General features: G+C 67.9%; 15 protein-coding genes and 1 pseudogene. 2 read left to right on the forward strand and 14 right to left on the reverse strand.

The window, feature by feature from the left end; translation table 11 throughout:
- Positions 1-26: 26 nt before the first annotated feature.
- The 3 genes and pseudogenes from bioD to bioA all read right to left on the reverse strand — a co-directional run bounded on the left by bioD (position 27) and on the right by bioA (position 3,353).
- Positions 27-746: a dethiobiotin synthase gene (bioD, locus tag ACV22Z_RS14330; RefSeq protein ID WP_448076959.1), complete on the reverse strand. Its 720-nt coding sequence runs from the start codon at positions 744-746 to the stop codon at positions 27-29.
- Positions 743-2,010 (reverse strand): annotated as a pseudogene (gene bioF, locus ACV22Z_RS14335) (8-amino-7-oxononanoate synthase). The gene bioD and the pseudogene bioF overlap by 4 nt, the downstream one beginning before the upstream one ends.
- Positions 2,007-3,353 carry an adenosylmethionine--8-amino-7-oxononanoate transaminase gene (gene bioA / locus ACV22Z_RS14340; RefSeq protein ID WP_448076960.1) on the reverse strand — a complete coding sequence of 449 codons (1,347 nt, stop codon included), beginning with the start codon at positions 3,351-3,353 and terminating at the stop codon, positions 2,007-2,009. The pseudogene bioF and the gene bioA overlap by 4 nt, the downstream one beginning before the upstream one ends.
- A 356-nt stretch (positions 3,354-3,709) precedes the next feature.
- Here bioA and ACV22Z_RS14345 point away from each other — a divergent pair, with 356 nt between their 5' ends.
- On the forward strand, positions 3,710-4,165 hold the full coding sequence (locus ACV22Z_RS14345; RefSeq protein WP_448076961.1) for a hypothetical protein: 456 nt from the start codon (positions 3,710-3,712) through the stop codon (positions 4,163-4,165).
- Positions 4,166-4,250: 85 nt separating this feature from the next.
- Here ACV22Z_RS14345 and ACV22Z_RS14350 read toward each other — a convergent pair whose 3' ends face one another.
- From ACV22Z_RS14350 to aceK, 6 genes are all read right to left on the reverse strand, one after another.
- Positions 4,251-5,513, reverse strand: coding sequence for a dienelactone hydrolase family protein (locus ACV22Z_RS14350; RefSeq protein ID WP_448076962.1), 1,263 nt, complete (start codon positions 5,511-5,513; stop codon positions 4,251-4,253).
- Between the two features lie 107 nt (positions 5,514-5,620).
- Positions 5,621-6,058: a YchJ family protein gene (locus ACV22Z_RS14355; protein WP_448076963.1), complete on the reverse strand. Its 438-nt coding sequence runs from the start codon at positions 6,056-6,058 to the stop codon at positions 5,621-5,623.
- Positions 6,059-6,087: 29 nt separating this feature from the next.
- Positions 6,088-6,765, reverse strand: coding sequence for an SDR family oxidoreductase (locus tag ACV22Z_RS14360; RefSeq protein WP_448076964.1), 678 nt, complete (start codon positions 6,763-6,765; stop codon positions 6,088-6,090).
- Between the two features lie 36 nt (positions 6,766-6,801).
- Positions 6,802-7,998 carry an acetyl-CoA C-acetyltransferase gene (locus ACV22Z_RS14365; protein ID WP_448076965.1) on the reverse strand — a complete coding sequence of 399 codons (1,197 nt, stop codon included), beginning with the start codon at positions 7,996-7,998 and terminating at the stop codon, positions 6,802-6,804.
- A gap of 151 nt (positions 7,999-8,149) precedes the next feature.
- A complete protein-coding gene (can, locus tag ACV22Z_RS14370) occupies positions 8,150-8,902 on the reverse strand; it encodes a carbonate dehydratase (RefSeq protein ID WP_448076966.1) in 753 nt (250 codons plus the stop codon).
- 48 nt (positions 8,903-8,950) lie between these two features.
- Positions 8,951-10,762 carry a bifunctional isocitrate dehydrogenase kinase/phosphatase gene (gene aceK / locus ACV22Z_RS14375; RefSeq protein WP_448076967.1) on the reverse strand — a complete coding sequence of 604 codons (1,812 nt, stop codon included), beginning with the start codon at positions 10,760-10,762 and terminating at the stop codon, positions 8,951-8,953.
- Between the two features lie 365 nt (positions 10,763-11,127).
- Here aceK and ACV22Z_RS14380 point away from each other — a divergent pair, with 365 nt between their 5' ends.
- Positions 11,128-12,207 (forward strand): MBL fold metallo-hydrolase, encoded by a 1,080-nt coding sequence (locus ACV22Z_RS14380; protein ID WP_448076968.1) that lies wholly within the window; start codon positions 11,128-11,130, stop codon positions 12,205-12,207.
- A gap of 135 nt (positions 12,208-12,342) precedes the next feature.
- Here ACV22Z_RS14380 and ACV22Z_RS14385 read toward each other — a convergent pair whose 3' ends face one another.
- From ACV22Z_RS14385 to argS, 5 genes are all read right to left on the reverse strand, one after another.
- Positions 12,343-13,929: an ABC transporter substrate-binding protein gene (locus tag ACV22Z_RS14385; RefSeq protein WP_448076969.1), complete on the reverse strand. Its 1,587-nt coding sequence runs from the start codon at positions 13,927-13,929 to the stop codon at positions 12,343-12,345.
- 585 nt (positions 13,930-14,514) lie between these two features.
- Positions 14,515-15,288 carry an SDR family oxidoreductase gene (locus ACV22Z_RS14390; protein WP_448076970.1) on the reverse strand — a complete coding sequence of 258 codons (774 nt, stop codon included), beginning with the start codon at positions 15,286-15,288 and terminating at the stop codon, positions 14,515-14,517.
- A gap of 43 nt (positions 15,289-15,331) precedes the next feature.
- Positions 15,332-15,970 (reverse strand): thiol:disulfide interchange protein DsbA/DsbL, encoded by a 639-nt coding sequence (locus tag ACV22Z_RS14395; protein WP_448076971.1) that lies wholly within the window; start codon positions 15,968-15,970, stop codon positions 15,332-15,334.
- Between the two features lie 67 nt (positions 15,971-16,037).
- Entirely contained in the window at positions 16,038-16,964 is a 927-nt protein-coding gene (locus ACV22Z_RS14400) for an SPOR domain-containing protein (protein ID WP_448076972.1), read from the reverse strand.
- Positions 16,965-17,060: 96 nt separating this feature from the next.
- Positions 17,061-18,842: an arginine--tRNA ligase gene (gene argS / locus ACV22Z_RS14405; RefSeq protein ID WP_448076973.1), complete on the reverse strand. Its 1,782-nt coding sequence runs from the start codon at positions 18,840-18,842 to the stop codon at positions 17,061-17,063.
- Positions 18,843-18,977 lie beyond the last annotated feature (135 nt).

The following is an 18,977-nucleotide window of genomic DNA, read 5'->3' on the forward strand; positions in this document are numbered from 1 at the left end:
TGGATTCGCGTGGGGGAGTGTTGGGATCAATGCTGCGCGGCGCGCAGCGTGTCGGTGAGCGCGGCGACGTCGAGCATCGCTGCGGCGGATTCGGGGGCGGCCGGCGTCATGTGCGGAATGCGGCCGATGAGCGGCGCGCGGTGCTCGCGTGCGAGCCAGTCGCGGATCGTCGCGACGTTCTCGTCCGGGTACGACATCGCCGGATCGACGTGGTTCGCGACCCAGCCGGCGAGCGTGAGGCCGCGTGCGGCAATCGCGTCGGCGGTCAACAGCGCATGGCTGATGCAGCCGAGCCGCACGCCGACCACCATCACGACCGGCACGCCGAGCGCAACCGCGAGATCGGCCATGTCGTGCGTGTCGGTGAGCGGCACGCGGAAGCCGCCGGCGCCTTCGACGACGACGATGTCCGCGCGCGTCATCGCTTCGCGATGGCACGCGACGATCGTGTCGATGTCGAGCGTCACGCCTTCCTGCGCGGCGACGATGTGCGGTGCGGCGGGCGCCTTCAGCAGGAACGGCGTGCGCAGCTCGGGCGGCAGCACGACGTTCGCGGCCGCGTCGAGCTGGTCGGCGTCCTCGTTGCGCCAGACGCCGTCCTGTTCGTACGCGCCGGCCGCGACCGGCTTCAGCGCGGCCGCGCGCAGGCCGCGCCGCGCGAAGCCGTGCAGCATCGCCGCGGACACGAAGGTCTTGCCGATCTCCGTATCGGTGCCGGTGACGAACAGCGAAAGGGGCTCGCTCATGCTGCTGTCTCGCTCGCGTCGATCAGCGCAGCCTCGAGCCGTGCGAGATCGTCGAACGAATGCGCGGCCGACAGCGAGATGCGCAGCCGCGACGTGCCGGCCGGCACCGTCGGCGGCCGGATCGCGGGCACCCACAGGCCGTGCGCATCGAGCGCGCGCATCGCGGCGAGCGTCGCGTCGTTGCTGCCGATCACGAGCGGCTGCACGGCCGTGTGCGAATCGACCGGCTGCCAGCGGGTCTTGCGCAACAGCGCGCGGGTGCGCTCGATCAGCGCGGCGAGGTGCGCGCGCCGCGCGTCGCCTTCGTCGCCGGCGATCACCTTCAGGCTCGCCGACACCGCATGCGCGACCGCCGGCGGCGCGGCGGTCGTGAAGATGTAGCTGCGCGCACGCTGGATCATCCATTCGATCACCGTGTCGTGCGCGACGACGAACGCGCCCGCGACGCCGGCCGCCTTGCCGAGCGTGCCGACGTAGACGAGGTGCGGCGAGCGCAGCGCTGCGGCCGCGAGCGCGCCGCGGCCTTGCGGGCCGAGCACGCCGAAGCCGTGCGCGTCGTCGACGACGAGCCACGCGCCGTGGCGTTCGGCCAGCGCGACGAGTTCGGCGAGCGGTGCGATGTCGCCGTCCATGCTGAACACGGTGTCGCTGACGATCAGCTTCGTCTTCGCGTCGGACGCATCGAGCAGCGCGGCGAGCGCGGCCATGTCCGCGTGCGGGTAGACCTGCACGTTCGCGCGCGACAGCCGGATGCCGTCGATCAGCGACGCATGGTTCAGCGCGTCGGAGAAGATCGTCGCGTCCTTGCCCGTGAGCGCGGTCATCGCGGCGAGGTTCGCCATGTAGCCGGTGCTGAAGTACAGCGCGCGCGGCGCGTCGGAGAAGCCGCCGCAGAAGGCGGCGAGCTCGTCCTCGAGCCGCGCGTGCGCGCGCGAATGGCCGCCGAGCAGGTGCGAGCCGCCGCTGCCCGAGCCGTAGCGCTGCGCGCCTTCGCCGAACGCGGCGACGAGCGCCGGGTGCGCGGCGAGCCCGAGATAGTCGTTGCTCGCGAAGCCGACGATCTCGCGGCCGTCGACGGTCATGTGCGCATCGCACGCGGAGTCCGCCGTGCGGCGCACACGGCGCAGGCCTTGCGCGTCGAGTTCGGCGAGGCCGCGTTGCAGGGTGTCGAGCAGGGTCATGCTGCCTCCCGCCGGGCCGCCCCAAGGGAGGCAGCCGCCCCCTCGGGGGGCAGTGAACGAAGTGAACGTGGGGGCTGTTTCATCCGGCGATCTCCGCGAGGGTGGCGTCGAGCGTGTCGCGCGTGCGTTGCGCAAGCCACGCGATGTCGGCGTCGTCGATCACGTACGGCGGCATCAGGTAGACGGTCGTGCCGATCGGGCGCAGCAGCAGCTCGCGTTCGAGCGCGCGCTCGAAGAAGCGCCGCGAGAAGCCGCGCGCGGCGTCGCCGTCGAGCGCGACGTCGAACGCGAACAGCGTGCCGCGCTCGCGCAGGTGGCGCACCTGCGGGTGCGCTGCGAGCGGCGCGAGCGCGTCGCGCATCGCGGCGGAGTTGCGTGCGTTGCGCGCGAGCACGTCGTCGCGCGCGAACAGGTCGAGCGTCGCGAGCGCCGCGCGGCACGCGAGCGGGTTGCCCGTGTACGAGTGCGAGTGCAGGAAACCGCGCGTCGTGTCGTCGTCGTAGAACGCCGCGAAGATGTCGTCGCGCGACAGCACCAGCGACAGCGGCAGGTAGCCGCCGCTGATGCCCTTCGACAGGCACAGGAAATCGGGCCATACGCCGGCCTGCTCGCACGCGAAGAAGGTGCCGGTGCGGCCGCAGCCGACCGCGATCTCGTCGGCGATCAGGTGCACGCCGAATTCGTCGCACAGCGCGCGCAACCCGCGCACGTACGACGGATCGTGCATCGCCATGCCGGCCGCGCACTGCACGAGCGGCTCGACGATCAGCGCGGCGATGTGGCCGTCGCGTTCGGTGAACAGGCGCCGCACGTCGGCGAGCGCGCGGCCCGCGACGTCGGCGGCCGTCTCGCCGGGCTGCGCGAGGCGCGCGTCGGGCGACGCGACGACGTGCGCATGGCGGATCAGCGGGTCGTACGCATCCTTGAACAGCGCGACGTCGGTCACGCCCAGCGCGCCGATCGTCTCGCCGTGATAGCCGTTCGCGACGCAGACGAATTCGCGCTTGTCCGCGCGGCCGCGGTTGCGCCACGCGTGGAAGCTCATCTTCAGCGCGATTTCGACCGCGGATGCGCCGTCCGACGCGAAGAACGCGTGGCCGAGCGTGTGCTGCGTGAGCGCGGTGAGCCGCTCGGCGAGCTCGATCGCGGGCTCGTGCGTGCAGCCGGCGAGCATCGCGTGCTCGAGCGTGTCGAGCTGGTCCTTCAGCGCGGCGTTGATGTCCGGGTTCGCATGGCCGAACAGGTTGACCCACCACGAGCTGATCGCGTCGAAATAGCGGCGGCCGTCGCGGTCGTACAGCCACACGCCTGCGCCGCGCGCGACGGGGATGAGCGGTAGCCGCTCGTGGTGCTTCATCTGGGTGCAGGGGTGCCAGACCGCGCGCAGGCTGCGCGCGACCCAGTCGTCGGTCGCTTGCGTCGTCAAAACGGCTCCGGGGTAAAACGCGCGGCGCGGAGCATCGGACAGAGGCTCGGCGGCCGCAAAGGATGACGGCAATGCAGGCCGTCAGGGCGGCATGCAAAACACGAAAACGCGCAGAGATCAGCGTGTTCCGCGGAAGATTAGCGTGTTCCGCGGATCCGTGCACGAGCGGTTACAAACGCCGCAAAGCCTTGCTGGACGGGAGTTCGGCGCAGTTCGGGACGGCTCGGAACGGTACGGCCCAGTAGTCCGGAAATGCATGCAGATGACGACGTTCGAGTGACACCCCCCAGTAGAAAAAAATCGTGGGCCGATGGTGCCGTTTGGGGCGAAAAACGGGGATCGAAGGAGGGCGGCGCGTGTGCGTGACGGTACCTGCGACGCGGGCGAAAGCGGAAAGTGGGAACGCCGAAAAGCGTGACGGAACGAGCGGCGCGCTTGCTGGCGATGCGGATGCGGATGCGGATGCGGATGCTGATGCCGATGCCGATGCTGATGTGGATGTGGATGTGGATGTGGATGTGGATGTGGATGTGGATGCCGATGCCGATGCCGATGCCGATGCCGATGCGGAAGCGGAAGCGGAAGCGGAAGCGGAAGCGGGAGCGGGAGCGGGAGCGGAAGCGGGAGCGAAAACGGAAGTTGATGCGGATGCGAAAGTCGGGACCGGGCAGCGGCATCGAGCTCAGGGCCGACGAATGACGCAGATTGGCGACCGCGCGGGCTATCGTGCGCTCAGGGGGATATGCAGCGAAACGATCGGCGTCGCTGCGCTTGAATCGCGCGGGCGGCCGCGTTTCAGCATCGGATCGTGATCGTCACGCGCGACGAGCGATTCGATTGCAGAAAGAAATGATCGGAGGAAAAAGCGGAGAAGAGGCGGAAATCAGGCGCGTACGATCAGCGCGCCGCGAGCGAGCGCGCGGCCTGCGCATCGTCGTCGCGGTCGCCGTTGTCCGCGGTCTGCGACGCATGCGCGTTCCACACGACGCGATCGTTGACGGCATACAGCCGGCATGCGCCCGCACCCTGCTTCGCGCAGTTGTCGAGCGCGAGCGCCATCGGATCGTCGCCGCCCTCGGCCCACGACCACGCGCCCTCGTCCGACACCGCGAACGCACGGCTCGGATGCTGGCTCAGGAAGCGGCGATAGCCCTCGCGGCCGGCTTCGTCGACGAACGGCACCGCGTTGACGGCGTCGATCGACGCATAGCCCGATGCCTTCGGCTCGTGCGGGTTCGCGACCGCAAAGCGCACCGCGGTCGGCAGGTTCAGGTCGGCGAGGAATGCATGGACGGCCGGCCACCAGACAGGCACGCCGTCGCGATCGACGATCAGCCGATGCGCGTCGTCCTTGTAGCGACCGAAGTCGACGAACTGCACGCGCGTGCCGTGCGACGCGTACGCGTCGTGCATCTGCGCGACGAGCCCCGGCGTCCACACCGAGTCGTTGTCGCCATAGAGCCACAGCGACGGCACCGCCGAATGCGCGCCGTACTGGTCGAACGCATCGACGAGGTTGCGCTGCCAGCCTTGGCAGAGATCCTGGCGCAGCCCGCCGGAGAAATTGATGATGCCGCGCACGCCGGATGCCGCTTCGGTGCCGTAAGCGATCGATGCAAGCCCGCCGTGCGATGTGCCGGCGACGACGATGCGCGATGCGTCGATATACGGCTGGTGCGCCATGTAGCGGACCGTCGCGTCGACGTCGGCTGCCTGCGCGAGACCATTCTTCCCGACGTCGCAGCCTTCCTGCTGGTAGGTGCCGCCGGAGCCGGCGAAACCCTGCCGGTTCGGCGCGATCACCGCATAGCCGCGACGCACGAATTCGCGCGCGAACGCGAGCGGGCGGCTGCGCGGCTGCTCGTGGAGATCGCCGGGATTCTTGCCGTGGTTGAACACGACGAGCGGGAACGGGCCGGGGCCGTCCGGCTTGAACAGCGTGGCTTCGAGCGTCACCGTGCCCGACGCGTCGGCCGGAATGCGAACGATCTGCTCGTTCAGGTTCGCGGCGACCTGCGGCAGGCCCGAGCCGCCGTAGTCGAAGCGTTCAGCACGGGCGAGCGGCCCGCCTGCGGGCGCGGCGTTCGGCAGCGTGTCGGCCATCGCGGCCGACAGCGCGCAGGCCGCCATCCATCCCACCAGTACCTTGCTGAACGCCATTCGTAAGCCCTGCCATGCAACTTGACCAAACTGAGGCTTATCGTAGCCTGACCAATTTGGGTTGTGCAATGCAGGAATAACCCGGCGTATGCCACAGCAAGTATTTGTCAGCGTTCGTTTACATCGCCGTCGACATAGCGCCAGAAACCGCGTTCGTCGCGCTCGAAACGGCTCGTTTCGTGAAGCCGGTGTGCGCGCCCGCCGACCTTGTAGCGGGCCACGAATTCGACCTCCGCATGGCGTTCGTCGAGCGGCGTGTGGCGTTTCACCGCGAGGCCGAGCCAGCGCGGTGCGTCGGGCGCGGCGGGGTCGGCATCCAGATCGGCGGGGCAGGTGCGCGCGTCCCATGTCGCGCGCAGGTAATCCGTCGCGCCGAGCACGTACGCGCTGTACCGCGAACGCATCAACTCGAGCGCGGTCGGCGCAATCTCGCCGCCGTCGATGAAGCGGCCGCAGCACGCGGCGTAGCGGGGCGCCGGCGCGCGGCCGGCAGGTGCGGGCGACGCGCCGCCGCACGGGCACGCGTCAGGTCGGGTTGAAATCATGCGAAATACGAATTAACGACGGGTTGTTGTTACCAGGTCAGCTCGATGCCGTCGTACTGGAAGAAGCGGCCGTTCGCGAGCGCGACGTCCGCACCGGCTTCGGCGATCACGCGGCGCATGCCCGTGACGCTCGTTTCCGGATCGATGGCCGCCTGCGCGCCGCCCATGTCGGTGCGCACCCAGCCCGGATGCAGCGAGATGCAGGCTGCGTGGCGGGTCTGCAGCGACGCGATGCGCAGCACGTCGTTGAGCGCGGCCTTGCTCGCGCGGTAGAGCCAGCCGGTCGTGCCGGTCGCCTCGCCGATGCTGCCCATCCGGCTCGACACGACCGCGAGCACGCCGCGCGCGTCCTCGACGAGCGGCAGCAGGATCGGCAGCAGCTGCATCGGCCCGCGCACGTTGGTGTGCATCACTGCGTCGAAATCGTCGGCGGTGATCGTTTCGACCCCTTCGGTGCGCGGCCCGTAGATGCCCGACACGACGACGGCCGCGTCGAGCCGTTCGCCGTCCAGTTTCCAGCCGAGCGCGGCGATCTGCTCGGGCTGCGCGATGTCGAGCGCATGCGCGTGCGCGCCGAGCTCGCGCAGCGCGGCAAGCGAGGCGTCGTCGCGCGCGGTGGCGATCACGTTCCAGCCGTCGCGCCGGTATTGCCGGACGAATTCGCGGCCGAGGCCGCGCGACGCGCCGACGATCAATACGGTTTTCATGCTCGCCACTCCTTCGCAGTGCGTGGGTTCAGGGTGTCAGATCAGTTCGATGCCCATGGCAGTCGCCTCGCCGCCGCCGATGCACAGGCTCGCGACGCCGCGTTTGCCGCCGCGTGCGCGCAGCGCGCCGATCAGCGTGACGACGATGCGCGCGCCGGACGCGCCGATCGGATGGCCGAGCGCGCAGGCGCCGCCGTGCACGTTCACCCTGTCGTGCGGCAGGTCGAATTCCGTCATCGCCGCCATCGTGACGACCGCGAACGCCTCGTTGATCTCGTACAGGTCGACGTCCGACCCGCGCCAGCCGTTCTTGCCGAACAGGCAGCGGATCGCGCCGACCGGCGCGGTCGTGAACTTCGACGGTTCCTGCGCGAACGTCGCATGGCCGACGACGCGCGCAAGCGGCTTGAGGCCGAGCCGCGCGGCGGTGGACGCGCGCATCATCACGAGCGCGGCCGCGCCGTCGGAGATCGACGACGCATTCGCGGCGGTCACGGTGCCGGTCTTGCTGAACGCGGGCTTCAGCGTCGGGATCTTCGACGGATCGGCGTTGAACGGCTGCTCGTCGCGCGACACGACGTGATTGCCTTTCTTGGCGGCCACCGTCACGGGCGCGATCTCCCAGCCGAACGAGCCGTCCTCGTTCGCGCGTTTCGCGCGTGCGAGCGACTCGATCGCGAACGCGTCCTGCGCGTCGCGCGTGAATTGGTACTCGGCCGCGCATTCCTCGGCGAACGTGCCCATCAGGCGGCCCTTGTCGTACGCGTCCTCGAGGCCGTCGAGGAACATGTGGTCGAGCACCTGGCCGTGGCCCATGCGCATCCCGGCGCGCGCCTTCGGCAACAGGTACGGCGCGTTCGTCATGCTTTCCATGCCGCCCGCGATCATCACGTCGGCCGAGCCGGCGACGAGCATGTCGTGCGCGAACATCGCCGCGCGCATTCCCGAGCCGCACATCTTGTTGACCGTCGTGCAGCCGGTGGCGAGCGGCAGGCCCGCGCCGAGCGCGGCCTGGCGCGCGGGCGCCTGGCCAAGGCCTGCGGGCAGCACGCAGCCCATCACCACTTCATCGATCTGCTCCGGCCCGAGACCGGCGCGCGCGAGCGCCGCGCCGATCGCGACGCTGCCGAGCTGCGGCGCCGTGAGCGACGCGAAATCGCCCTGAAAGCCGCCGATCGGCGTGCGCGCCGCTGCGGCGATGACGATCGGATCGTCGTGGTCAACAGATGCCATGGTGCGTCTCCTGTCGGCCCGAGTTAGCGCTTCAGCGCTTACTCGGGCCCCATGCTTCGCGGTCGGCCCGAGTTAGCGCTTCAGCGCTTTTTCGGGCCCCATGCTTCGCGGTCGACCAGCGTCAGCGCTTCGGCGCTTGCTCCGGCCCCACTCAATGCTTCAACGTGTCCGCGACAGACTGCGCGACTTCGGTGAGCTTGGCCGCATCGGCCGCGACCATGTCGTTGCGGGGCGAGTGCTCGCCGCGCGCAGTCAGCGCGGCCACCGCACGCCGGTACATGTCGTCGAGCGCGTCGGCGTTCGACACTGCCATCCCGAGATCGCGCATGCGGCCGTCGTGCACGCCGTACACGAGCCCGTGCACGGTAAGCTGCTGGCCGCGCGCCCACGCGTCGTTGACGATCGTCGTGCGGCACACGTTGACGACCTGCTCGATCGCGTTCAGCTCGATCAGGCGGCGATAGCGCGCCTCGCCGAGCGGCCATTCGTCGAGCAGCGCCGCGTGCTTCTGGCGCACGTCCTGCACGTGGTGCAGCCAGTTGTCCGCGAGGCCGACGCGCCGGTTGTGCAGCGCCGCGTTCACGCCCGAGCAGCCGTAGTGGCCGACCACCATGATGTGCTTCACGCGCAGCAGGTCGACCGCGAACTGGATCACCGACAGGCAGTTGAGGTCGGTGTGGACGACGACGTTCGCGATGTTGCGGTGGACGAACACTTCGCCCGGCGGCAGGCCGATGATCTGGTTCGCCGGCACGCGCGAATCCGAGCAGCCGATCCACAGATATTCCGGCGCCTGCTGGTCGGCGAGACGCGAGAAGTACTGCGGATCGTCGGCGAGCTTGCGCTTGACCCAGGCGTCGTTGTTGTCGAACAGGTGTGAGAGCGGGTGGTCGTTGGTGTTCATCGGTGTGGAATTCCGTGTGCGGAAATCGGGTCGGTTCGGGATGCGGCTTCAGGCGGCGCGTTGCGCGCCGCCTTCGTCGTCGTCCATGGCATCGAAGCGTGCCGGATAGCGTATGCAAAAGCGCAGCGACGCGTCGTACGGATAAAAATCGGGCAGCTCGCCCTGCAGCAGCTTGTCCTTGCTCGCTTGCCACAGCGCAGGCTCGAAGAAATCCGCGTGGTGCTTCAAGAATACGTCGCGCACGCGCGGATCGCCGAGCAGGAACGGCCCGTAGGTTTCGGGAAAGATGTCGTGCGGGCCGATCGAATACCACGGCTCGCCGGACAGCTCGTCTTCCTCGTGGCGCGGCGGCGGCACGCGGCGCACGTTGCAGTCGGTCAGGTACTCGATCTCGTCGTAGTCGTAGAACACGACGCGGCCGTGGCGCGTGACGCCGAAGTTCTTGTACAGCATGTCGCCGGGGAAGATGTTCGCCTTCATCAGCTCCTTCACCGCGTTGCCGTACTCCTTCACGCCGTGCTCGATGTCCGCGTCGCTGCCGTTCTGCAGGTACAGGTTGAGCGGGATCATCCGGCGCTCGATGTACAGGTGCTTGATCACGAGGTCGTCGCCCTCGTATTCGAGCAGCGACGGCACTTCCTTCTCGAGCTCGCGCACGAGCGCGTGGTCGAGCCGCGCGAGCGGCAGCGCGACGCTCGAATACTCGAGCGTGTCGGCCATGCGCCCGAGCCGGTCGTGGCGCTTGACGAGCTGGTACTTCTCCATGATCTGCGCGCGCGTCGTCTCTTTCGGCGGCGGGAACTGGTCCTTGATGACCTTGAACACGTACGGGAACGACGGCAGCGTGAACACGAGCATCACGAGGCCCTTGATCCCGGGCGCGATGATGAAGCGGTCGCTCGAATGCGACAGGTGATGCAGCAGGTCGCGGTAGAACAGGTTCTTGCCCTGCTTCTGCAGGCCGACCGACGTGTAGATCTCCGCCTTCGGCTTGCCCGGCATGATCGAGCACAGGAAGTCGACGTACGCGGACGGCACGTTCATGTCGACGAGGAAGTACGAGTGCGAGAAGCTGAAGATGATCTGCAGCTGGTCGCGGCGCAGCAGCACCGTGTCGAGCGCGAGCAGGCCCGCTCGCACGTGGCGGATCGGCACCGCGAACGGCAGCACGCGGTCCGCGTTGATGATGCGGCCGACGATGTACGCGGTCTTGTTGCGGAAGAACAGCGACGACAGCACGTGGATCTGGAAATTCTGCGCCTCGTCGAAGCGGCCGAATTCGTCGTGAATCGCATGCATCACGCACGTGATGTCGCGCAAGAGATCCTCGAACGGCGGCTCGAGCTGGAAATTCGTGACGATCCGCTCGAGCGTCACCGCGAGCCCGTCGGTGCCGGGATAGTACGCGCGGTAGGTCGGCTTGGCCGCAGGCTCGTCGTTCTCGAGGTATTCGGTCGAGATCGCCGGGCGCACGAAGATGAAGTCGTTGCTGAAGTACGAGCGGTGCAGGATCTTGCAGCACACCGAGTTGAAGAACGTCTCCGCGCACTCGGGCTGGCGGTGCGACGTCAGGAGACCGATGTAGTGCAGCTTGATCTGCTGCCACACCTCGTCGTCGATGTTCTCAGCGTCGTATTCGTCTTCCAGCACCTCGACGCATTCCTGCACGCGATCGTCGTACGACGTGATCCGCTCGCGCGCGAGCCGCTGCAGCCCGTGCCAGTCGGCCTGCTCGAACAGCGTCTTTGCTGCAATGGCCGCTTCCCGGAAGACCCGGTAGTGGTGGTCGAAGTTCTCGAGCATCGTCTGCGCGACGTCGAAGCCGATCTGCGACGACAGCAGTTTGGGGAAGTGATTCATTGCGTGCAGGCTCGCTCAAAAGGGCTGGAACCAGTCGACATTTTAGCGCCCAAGTCGGCGCTTTCATTGCATCCGGGGCCGCGCCCAGGTCGGTCGCCGGTCGGCACGTTGCGCGGCGTTCGGTGCCGTTCGGGGCATCTTCGCGCAAAGATACAGGTACGGAACGGATTCTGACGCGAACTTTTTTTGACGCGCAGGCGGTGCGGATCACGTCCCGCGCGATTGAGCGATAGAATCGCCGGAACGCCCGCGGCAGCCCGCCGCACGCCCGGCTGCTTGCCGGCCCCGCACGCCAGGCCGCTTGTCGGCCCCGCACGCTCGGCCGCTTGTCGGCCCGGCACGAATAACGACGAGACACCCCACCGATGAACGCACTGGAACACCAACTCGACTACCCCTTCGCCGATACGCTGCCCGCCGCGGGCGACACGTTCGAGGTCGCCCCCGGCGTGCGCTGGCTGCGCATGCCGCTGCCGTTCTCGCTCGACCACATCAACCTCTGGCTGCTGCGCGACGAGATCGACGGGCAGGCCGGCTGGACGATCGTCGACTGCGGGATCGCGTCGGACGCGATCCGTGAGCACTGGGAACGGATCTTCGACACGCACCTCGACGGGCTGCCGGTGCTGCGCGTGATCGTCACGCACTGCCATCCCGATCACTTCGGGCTCGCGAACTGGCTGTGCGAAGGCGGCGAGCGGTCGCGCTGGAACGTGCGGCTGTGGATGACGCTCGGCGAATACATGTTCGGCTGCCTGATGGCCGCCGGCAACGGCTCGAACGCCGGCGGCCCGGCCGCGGCCGATCACTTCGCGCGCCACGGCCTCACGGATCCGGCTTCGCTCGACAAGCTGCGTAACCGCCGCAGCTACTACTCGGATCTCGTGCCGGCCGTGCCGCCGCGCTATCGCCGCCTGCGCGAAGGCGACGCGGTGACGATCGGCGCGCGCACGTGGCGCGTCGTCACGGGCTTCGGCCATTCGCCTGAGCATTGCGCGCTCCACAGCGAAGCGGACGGTGTGCTGATCTCCGGTGACATGGTGCTGCCGCGCATCTCGACGAACGTGTCGGTGTTCGATCTCGAGCCGGAGGCGAACCCGCTCGCGCTGTACCTGCAGTCGCTCGGCCGTTACGAGACGATGGCCGCCGACACGCTCGTGCTGCCGTCGCACGGCAAGCCGTTCCGCGGCGTGCGCACGCGCATCGCGCAGTTGCGCGCGCACCATGACGCGCGCCTCGACGAGGTGCGCGAAGCATGTGCGGAGAAACCGATGAGCGCGGCCGACATCGTGCCGATCATGTTCCGCCGCCGCGAGCTCGATATCCACCAGATCACGTTCGCGCTCGGCGAGGCGATCGCGCATTTGAACCTGCTGTGGCTCGCGGGCGAACTCGTGCGCGAGCAGGGCGAGGACGGCGTGCTGCGGTTCCGGCCCGCACGCTGATCGTCCGTTCTCCTTCATCACGCGACGGGTTCGTAGCGCCACCCGTCGCGGCTCCATTGCATCGTGCGGGCAAGCGGGGCGCGCGGTTCGCAAGCGACGGGCCGTCACGCCCATCGCTTGCGCGCCACGGTGCGGTTACTGCACCGACACCGCCGTGAAATTCTGCCGTCCGAACGGACTCACGCGATAGCCGCTGACGTTCGCACGCGTGAGCGCCGCCGCGGTCGGATAGCCGAGCGGAATCCACAGCGCCTCGTCGTGGACGATCTTCTGCGCGGCTTCGTACAGCTTCGCACGCTTCGCCTGGTCGGCGGTGGCCTTGCCGTCGGCGATCAGCTTGTCGAGCTGCGGGTCGCAGTAGCGCGCGAAGTTGATCCCCGACTTCACCGCGTTGCAGCTGAACTGCGGCGTCAGGTAGTTGTCCGGATCGCCGTTGTCGCCGGCCCAGCCCATGAACAGGATGTCATGCTGGCCGAGCTTCGCCTGCTTGATCAGCTCGCCCCATTCGATCACCTTCAGGTCGGCCTTCACGCCGATCTTCGCGAGGTCGGCCTGCAGCAGTTCGGCGCCGGCCTTCGGGTTCGGGTTCAGCACGCTGCCGGTCGGACGCGTCCAGATCGTCGTCGAGAAGCCGTTCGGAAAGCCTGCCGCGGCGAGCAGCTGTTTCGCCTTCGCGGGATCGTACGCATACGGCGCGATGTCCTTCGCGTAGCTCCACGTGTTCGGCGGATACGGGTTGTTCGCGGGCGTCGCGGTGTTGTCGAACACGACCTTCAGGTAGGTCGCGCGGTCGAATGCGAGGTTCAGCGCCTCGCGCACCTTCGCGTTGTCGAGCGGCTTCTTCTGCGTGTTCAGCGCGACGAACGCGGTCATGAACGCGGGCGTCTGCACGACCTTCAGCGCGCCTTCGCCTTTCGCGGCGAGCACGTCCTGCGGCTTCGGCGACAACGCGATCTGGCATTCGCCGGCCTTCACTTTCTGCATCCGCACCGACGGATCGGGCGTGATCGCGTAGATCAGCCGGTCGACCTTCGGCTTCGCGCCCCAGTAGGCCGGGTTCACGTCGTAGCGGATCAGCGCGTCCTTCGTGTAGCTCTTCAGCACGAACGGGCCCGTGCCGACCGGCTTCGCGTTCAGGTCCGCCTGCTTGCCGGCCTTCAGCAGCTGGTCCGCGTATTCGGCCGAATAGATCGACGCGAAGCCCATCGTCAGGATCGGCACGAAGGTCGCGTTCGGCTCGTTCAGCACGAACTTCACGGTGTTGTCGTCGACCTTCGACACCGACTTCACGAGCTTGATCAGCCCCATCGACTGCGCATGCGGGAAGCCGCTCGCGCCGGCGACCTTGTGCCACGGATTGCTGTCGTCGAGCATCCGGCTGAACGTGAACACGACGTCGTCCGCGTTCAGCGCGCGGGTCGGCTTGAAGTAGTCGGTGGTCTGGAACGCGACGTTCGGGCGCAGGCGGAACGTGTATGTGAGGCCGTCGGCGCTCGCTTCCCATGTGTCCGCGAGCGCGGGCACGACCTTCTTCGCGGCTTCGTCGTACGACACGAGCGTGTTGAAGATCACGTCGGCCGACGCGTTGGTCGTGACGAGCGAGTTGTACTGCACGACATCGAAGCCGTCGGGGCTCGATTCCGTGCAGACGGTGAGCGGCTTCGCGGCGACGAGGACGGGCGCAGCGGCGAGTGCGACCGCGGCGAACAGCTTGACGTGCATAGGTTCTCCCACGTGATTTGTGTTTTTTGCTTGATGACGGGATGCGGATGCGCGGCCGGGAATTCGGTCTGGCCCCGCGCGGCTGGCGGATAGCATACCGTCAAAGCGCGCGTCGCGTGGAAAAAGGCGCCGGAACGCTGCGAGTTGAGCGGAAAACGGCTGCGATGACGACGGAAAGGGCGTTTGTGCGGCGGAAAGCTGGCGGGTGAAGCGGGCGGCCGAAGTGGGAGGCTGAAGCATGAGGCCGAAGCGTGAGGCTCAAGCGAGAGGCTCAAGCGAGAGGCCGAAGCGTGAGGCCGAAGCGTGAGGCCGAAGCGTGAGGCCGAAGCGTGAGGCCGAAGCGTGAGGCCGAAGCGAGAGGCCGAAGCGTGAGGCCGAAGCGTGAGGCCGAAGCGTGAGGCCGAAGCGTGAGGCTCAAGCGAGAGGCTGAAGCGAGAGGCTGAAGCAAGAGGCCGAAGCGGGAAGGCGGAGCGCGAGGCTGAGGCGGAAGGGCATAACGGTGACCGGAAACGACGATGCGAACGGCGAGGGCTCAAGCGGGCCGCAGCGGCAACGATGCGCCGTACGTCCCGCCCGGCGCCGCGCTCAGTGCGCGCTTGTCTTCGGCTTGCGCGGCGCCTTTTCGAACAGGCGGTCGTAGAGCCAGCGCGGCATCACGTGCAGCACCTTCGCGACGACGCCCATCTGCCACGGAATCACGCGGAACGCGCGCTGCTGCGCGATCGCCTGCGCCGCGCGCGCGGCGAAGCGGTCGGCGTCCATCAGGAACGGCATCCGGTACGGATTGTGCGCGGTCATCGGCGTGCGGATGTAGCCGGGCGCGATCGTCACGACGCCGACGCCTGCGGGACGCAGCTCGACGCGCAACGACTCGAGATACTTGATCGCGGCCGATTTCGACGCGCTGTACGCGCCGGAGCCGGGCAGGCCGCGCACGCCGGCGACGCTCGCGACGCCGACGAGCGTGCCGTGTCGCGCGGCCGTCATCGGGCCGACGAACGGCTCGAACGTCGCGACCATCCCGAAGTAGTTGACGTCCATCACGTTGCGGAACGTGACGAGGTCGCCCTGGCCCGTGACCGCGCCCTGGCTGATGCCCGCGTTCGCGATGACGACGTCCGGGCAGCCGTGCGCGGCGATGAACGCCGCGGCGGCGCCCGCCAGCGCATCGGCGTCGCGCACGTCGGCCGAATAGACGGTAATGGAAAGCTTCGGATAACGTCGCGCGAAGGCATCGAGTGCATCGGTGCGTCGCGCGACGAGAGCGAGCGTCGCGCCCTGGCGGGCGTATTCCTCGGCCAGTGCGAGGCCGAGGCCGCTCGACGCGCCGGTGATGAAGACCTTAAGCGGAGTACTCATGCCGGCGCAGGGGCGGGGGGCAGGACGAGGATCGGAACGGAGATCAGAGCTTCTTGTCCTGAACCTGCTTCACGAGATAGTCGAGGACCTGCGCGGTGCCCGGAATGCTGTTCGTGTAGGCCGGGCCCGTCTTGTACTTGCCCTGGACGATCACCGTCGGCACGCCGTCGATGTTGTAGTCCTTCAGCAGCTTGGCCGACTGATTGACCTCGCCCTGCACGCTGAACGAGTTGTACGCGTCCATGAACTGCTTCTTGTCGACGCCTTGCGTCGCGAGGAAGTCGGCCTGCGCCTGCGGCGTCAGCAGGTAGTTCTTCTGCTTGTGGATCGCGTTGAAGATTGCCGGCGTGACCTTCTCCGAGATGCCGAGCGCGGACACCGCGTAGAACAGCTTCGAGTGCGGGACGAAATCGTCACGGAATGCGACCGGGATGCGCTTGAAGTCGATGTTGTTGCCTTGCTTCTTGACCCATGCCTCGACCGTCGGCTCGAACTCGTAGCAGTGCGGGCAGCCGTACCAGAAGAATTCGATCACTTCGACCTTGCCGGCCGGTGCGGACACCGGCTGCGGCGCCTTCATCACCTCGAAGTCCTTGCCGGACACCGGCGCGGCCGGCGCGGCATGGGCGAAGCCGGCCACGAGACCCAGGGACAGGAGGAGCGTGCTGAGCAGTTTTTTCATGTTGTGAACGTCGAATCAGTTGCTTGGGTAGCGAAACGTAACGGGATCAGCGTGGGCGCGGCCGGTTTCACTGCTTCGTGAAGCGGATCACTGCCGTGTCGACACCTGCATCGGACAGGCGCTGGCGCGCCGAGTTCATATCCTCGAACTTCGAGAACGGGCCGACGCGCACGCGGAAATACGTGACGCCGCTGACGTCGCGCTTCGACACCTTCGACTCGAACCCCTGGAAGCCGAGGCGCGCGCGCTGCTGTTCGGCATCGCTTTCCGTCTTGTACGCGCCGACCTGCAGGAAGTAGCCGGTGTTCGCGTCGCTCGCGGTGGGCGCCTTCGCGGCATTGCCGGGCGTGTTGCTCGCGACCGTCGTCGACGACGACGTCGCCTTCGGTGCATTGGCCTGCTGCTGTTGGGCCTTCTGCGCCTGTTGCTGCTGCGCCTGCTTCTGCGCGGCGAGGCGCGCGATGTCGTCTTCGCCGGCGTTCGCGTTCGCATTCGCGGTCGCCTGCGGCTTCTTCGGCGGCGGGTTGTCGGCCGCCTTCGGTGCGACGGCGACGCCGTTGCCCGACGATCCGTTCGACGCGCTCGAACCGTTCGACCCATTCGACCCATTCGAGCCGTTCGACGCGCTCGGGGTGTTGCCGTTGGCCGACGGCGGCACTTCGACGATCTGCGGCTCGGGCAGCAGGCCGCCTTGCGTCTGGTTGCCGGCCTGGCCGGGCGCGGTATTGGGCGGCGTCGGCTGCGCGGCCTGCGGCACCGGCTGGCCGGGCGTCTTGCCCTGCAGCACGCGGTTCGGATCGAACTGCTGCGGCTGGCTCGCGGCGTTGTCGGCCGGCTGCGGCGCGACCTTCGACACGAACGGGGACGGCGAACGCGTGATGTAGAGCGCCACCACCACGGCGATCGCAAGGCCGACGATCAGGCCCAGCACGATTCCAAGAAATGTCCCTCCGGCTTGTTTCGATTGCTTCGAAGTGCGGCGTGGTTGTGCCATTGCTTGAGTCACCTGCAAAAAGAATCGTGAAAAGGCCGCGACGGGCGCTCCTGCGGCGGGCGCGGCCGCGGCCATTCGCTGCCCGGTTCGGGCCGCTTACATCTTGGCGGGCGCGGACACGCCGAGCATCGCCAGACCGTTCTCCAGCACCTGCCGGGTCGCGGCGAGGAGCGCGGCGCGCGCATTGCGCGGCGCTTCATCGTCGACCAGCACGCGCTCCGCATTGTAGAACGAGTGGAATTCGCCAGCGAGATCGCGCAGGTAGAACGCGACCGCGTGCGGCGCCAGCTCGTTCGCGGCGTGCGTGAGCATGTCCGGATACTCGGCGAGCTTCTGCATCAGCGACGCGGCCTGCGCGCTCGTCAGCTGCGACAGGTCGGCGTCCGGCAGCTGCGCGAGATCGCCGTTATAGCGCGACTTCAATTCGTTCAGCACCGAGCAGATCCGCGCATGCGCGTACTGCACGTAATAGACCGGGTTCTCGTCGTTCTGTTTCAGCGCGAGGTCGATGTCGAACACGAACTCGGTATCGGCCTTGCGCGAGATCAGGAAGAAACGCACCGCGTCGCGGCCGCGCGTGATCGTCGCCTCGTCGATCAGGTCGGGCGCCGCCTCCTGGCCCGGCGCCGCGCCGCCCGACCATTCGATCAGGTCGCGCACCGTCACGTAGCTGCCCGCGCGTTTCGACAGCTTCACTTCCTGGCCGTCGCGCATCACGGTGACCATCTTGTGCAGCACGTAGTCGGGGTAGCCCTTCGGGATGCCGATGTGCAGCCCCTGCAGGCCGGCGCGCACGCGCGCGATCGTGCCGTGGTGGTCCGAGCCCTGGATGTTGATCACCTTCGTGAAGCCGCGCTCCCACTTCGTCACGTGGTACGCGACGTCCGGCACGAAGTACGTATACGTGCCGTCCGACTTGCGCATCACGCGATCCTTGTCGTCGCCGTCGTCGGTCGTGCGCAGCCACAGCGCGCCTTCCTGCTCGTAGGTCATGCCGGCCTTGATCAGCGCGTCGACCGTCTTCTCGACGCGGCCTTCGCTGTACAGCGACGACTCGAGGTAGTACTGGTCGAACTTCACGCCGAATGCCTGCAGGTCCATGTCCTGCTCGTGGCGCAGGTACGCGACCGCGAACTTGCGGATCGCCTCGAGATCCTCGATGTCGCCGGCGCCCTTGACGGGCTCGCCGTCCTTCGCGGCGACCGTCTCGCCGTTCAGGTAGTCGCGCGCGATGTCGGCGATGTATTCGCCGTTGTACGCGGCTTCCGGCCAGCCCGCGTCGCCCGGCTTCAGCCCGCGCGCGCGCGCCTGCGTCGAGATCGCGAGGTTGCCGATCTGCACGCCGGCGTCGTTGTAGTAGAACTCGCGGTGCACCGCGTAACCCTGGCTCGCAATCACGTTCGCGAGCACGTCGCCGAGCGCGGCCTGGCGGCCGTGGCCGACGTGCAGCGGGCCGGTCGGGTTCGCCGAGACGAATTCCAGCAACACTTGCTTGCCTTTCTCGCGCGCGGACAGGCCGAACGAGCCGCCTTCGGCGAGCACCGCGGCGATCACGGCCTGCTTGGCCGCCGCCGTCAGGCGCAGGTTGATGAAGCCCGGGCCGGCGATCTCGGCGGCCTCGACGAGGCCTTGCGCGCCCGTTTGCGCGGTGAGCGCCGCGACGATCCGTTCGGCGAGCTGGCGCGGGTTCGTGCCGAGCGGCTTCGCGAGCTGCATCGCGACGTTGCACGCGACGTCGCCGTGCGCGGCGACCTTCGGGCGCTCCAGCGTGATCGCGGGGGCGACGAACGTAGCGTCGTCGCCCTTCAGGGCGTGGGCGACCTGCTTGACGCTATCCGCGAGCAGGGCTTCGAGGGTCTGTTTTTGGGCTGGCAGCATGCTGATAGAAGGCTTCGTTGGTGGCGGCCGGGAAGCTCGGCGCGCCGGCGCGCTGTTCGGGCGCGCGTTTCAGGGATCGCAGAATTTTAACAGGTGCTAATATGCCGCTCAGGCGGCCCGTGTCCGCGAGGCCAG

It is taken from the genome of Burkholderia sp. PU8-34, assembly GCF_053427725.1.

Excerpts from the sequence above, each read along its gene's own strand:
- ACV22Z_RS14380 (WP_448076968.1), top strand. The coding sequence starts at position 11,128 with ATGAACGCACTGGAACACCAACTCGACTACCCCTTCGCCGATACGCTG.
- ACV22Z_RS14385 (WP_448076969.1), bottom strand. The coding sequence starts at position 13,929 with ATGCACGTCAAGCTGTTCGCCGCGGTCGCACTCGCCGCTGCGCCCGTC.
- ACV22Z_RS14360 (WP_448076964.1), bottom strand. The coding sequence starts at position 6,765 with ATGAAAACCGTATTGATCGTCGGCGCGTCGCGCGGCCTCGGCCGCGAA.
- ACV22Z_RS14365 (WP_448076965.1), bottom strand. The coding sequence starts at position 7,998 with ATGGCATCTGTTGACCACGACGATCCGATCGTCATCGCCGCAGCGGCG.
- ACV22Z_RS14395 (WP_448076971.1), bottom strand. The coding sequence starts at position 15,970 with ATGAAAAAACTGCTCAGCACGCTCCTCCTGTCCCTGGGTCTCGTGGCC.
- ACV22Z_RS14355 (WP_448076963.1), bottom strand. The coding sequence starts at position 6,058 with ATGATTTCAACCCGACCTGACGCGTGCCCGTGCGGCGGCGCGTCGCCC.
- argS (WP_448076973.1), bottom strand. The coding sequence starts at position 18,842 with ATGCTGCCAGCCCAAAAACAGACCCTCGAAGCCCTGCTCGCGGATAGC.
- can (WP_448076966.1), bottom strand. The coding sequence starts at position 8,902 with ATGAACACCAACGACCACCCGCTCTCACACCTGTTCGACAACAACGAC.
- bioD (WP_448076959.1), bottom strand. The coding sequence starts at position 746 with ATGAGCGAGCCCCTTTCGCTGTTCGTCACCGGCACCGATACGGAGATC.
- ACV22Z_RS14390 (WP_448076970.1), bottom strand. The coding sequence starts at position 15,288 with ATGAGTACTCCGCTTAAGGTCTTCATCACCGGCGCGTCGAGCGGCCTC.
- ACV22Z_RS14350 (WP_448076962.1), bottom strand. The coding sequence starts at position 5,513 with ATGGCGTTCAGCAAGGTACTGGTGGGATGGATGGCGGCCTGCGCGCTG.
- ACV22Z_RS14400 (WP_448076972.1), bottom strand. The coding sequence starts at position 16,964 with ATGGCACAACCACGCCGCACTTCGAAGCAATCGAAACAAGCCGGAGGG.
- aceK (WP_448076967.1), bottom strand. The coding sequence starts at position 10,762 with ATGAATCACTTCCCCAAACTGCTGTCGTCGCAGATCGGCTTCGACGTC.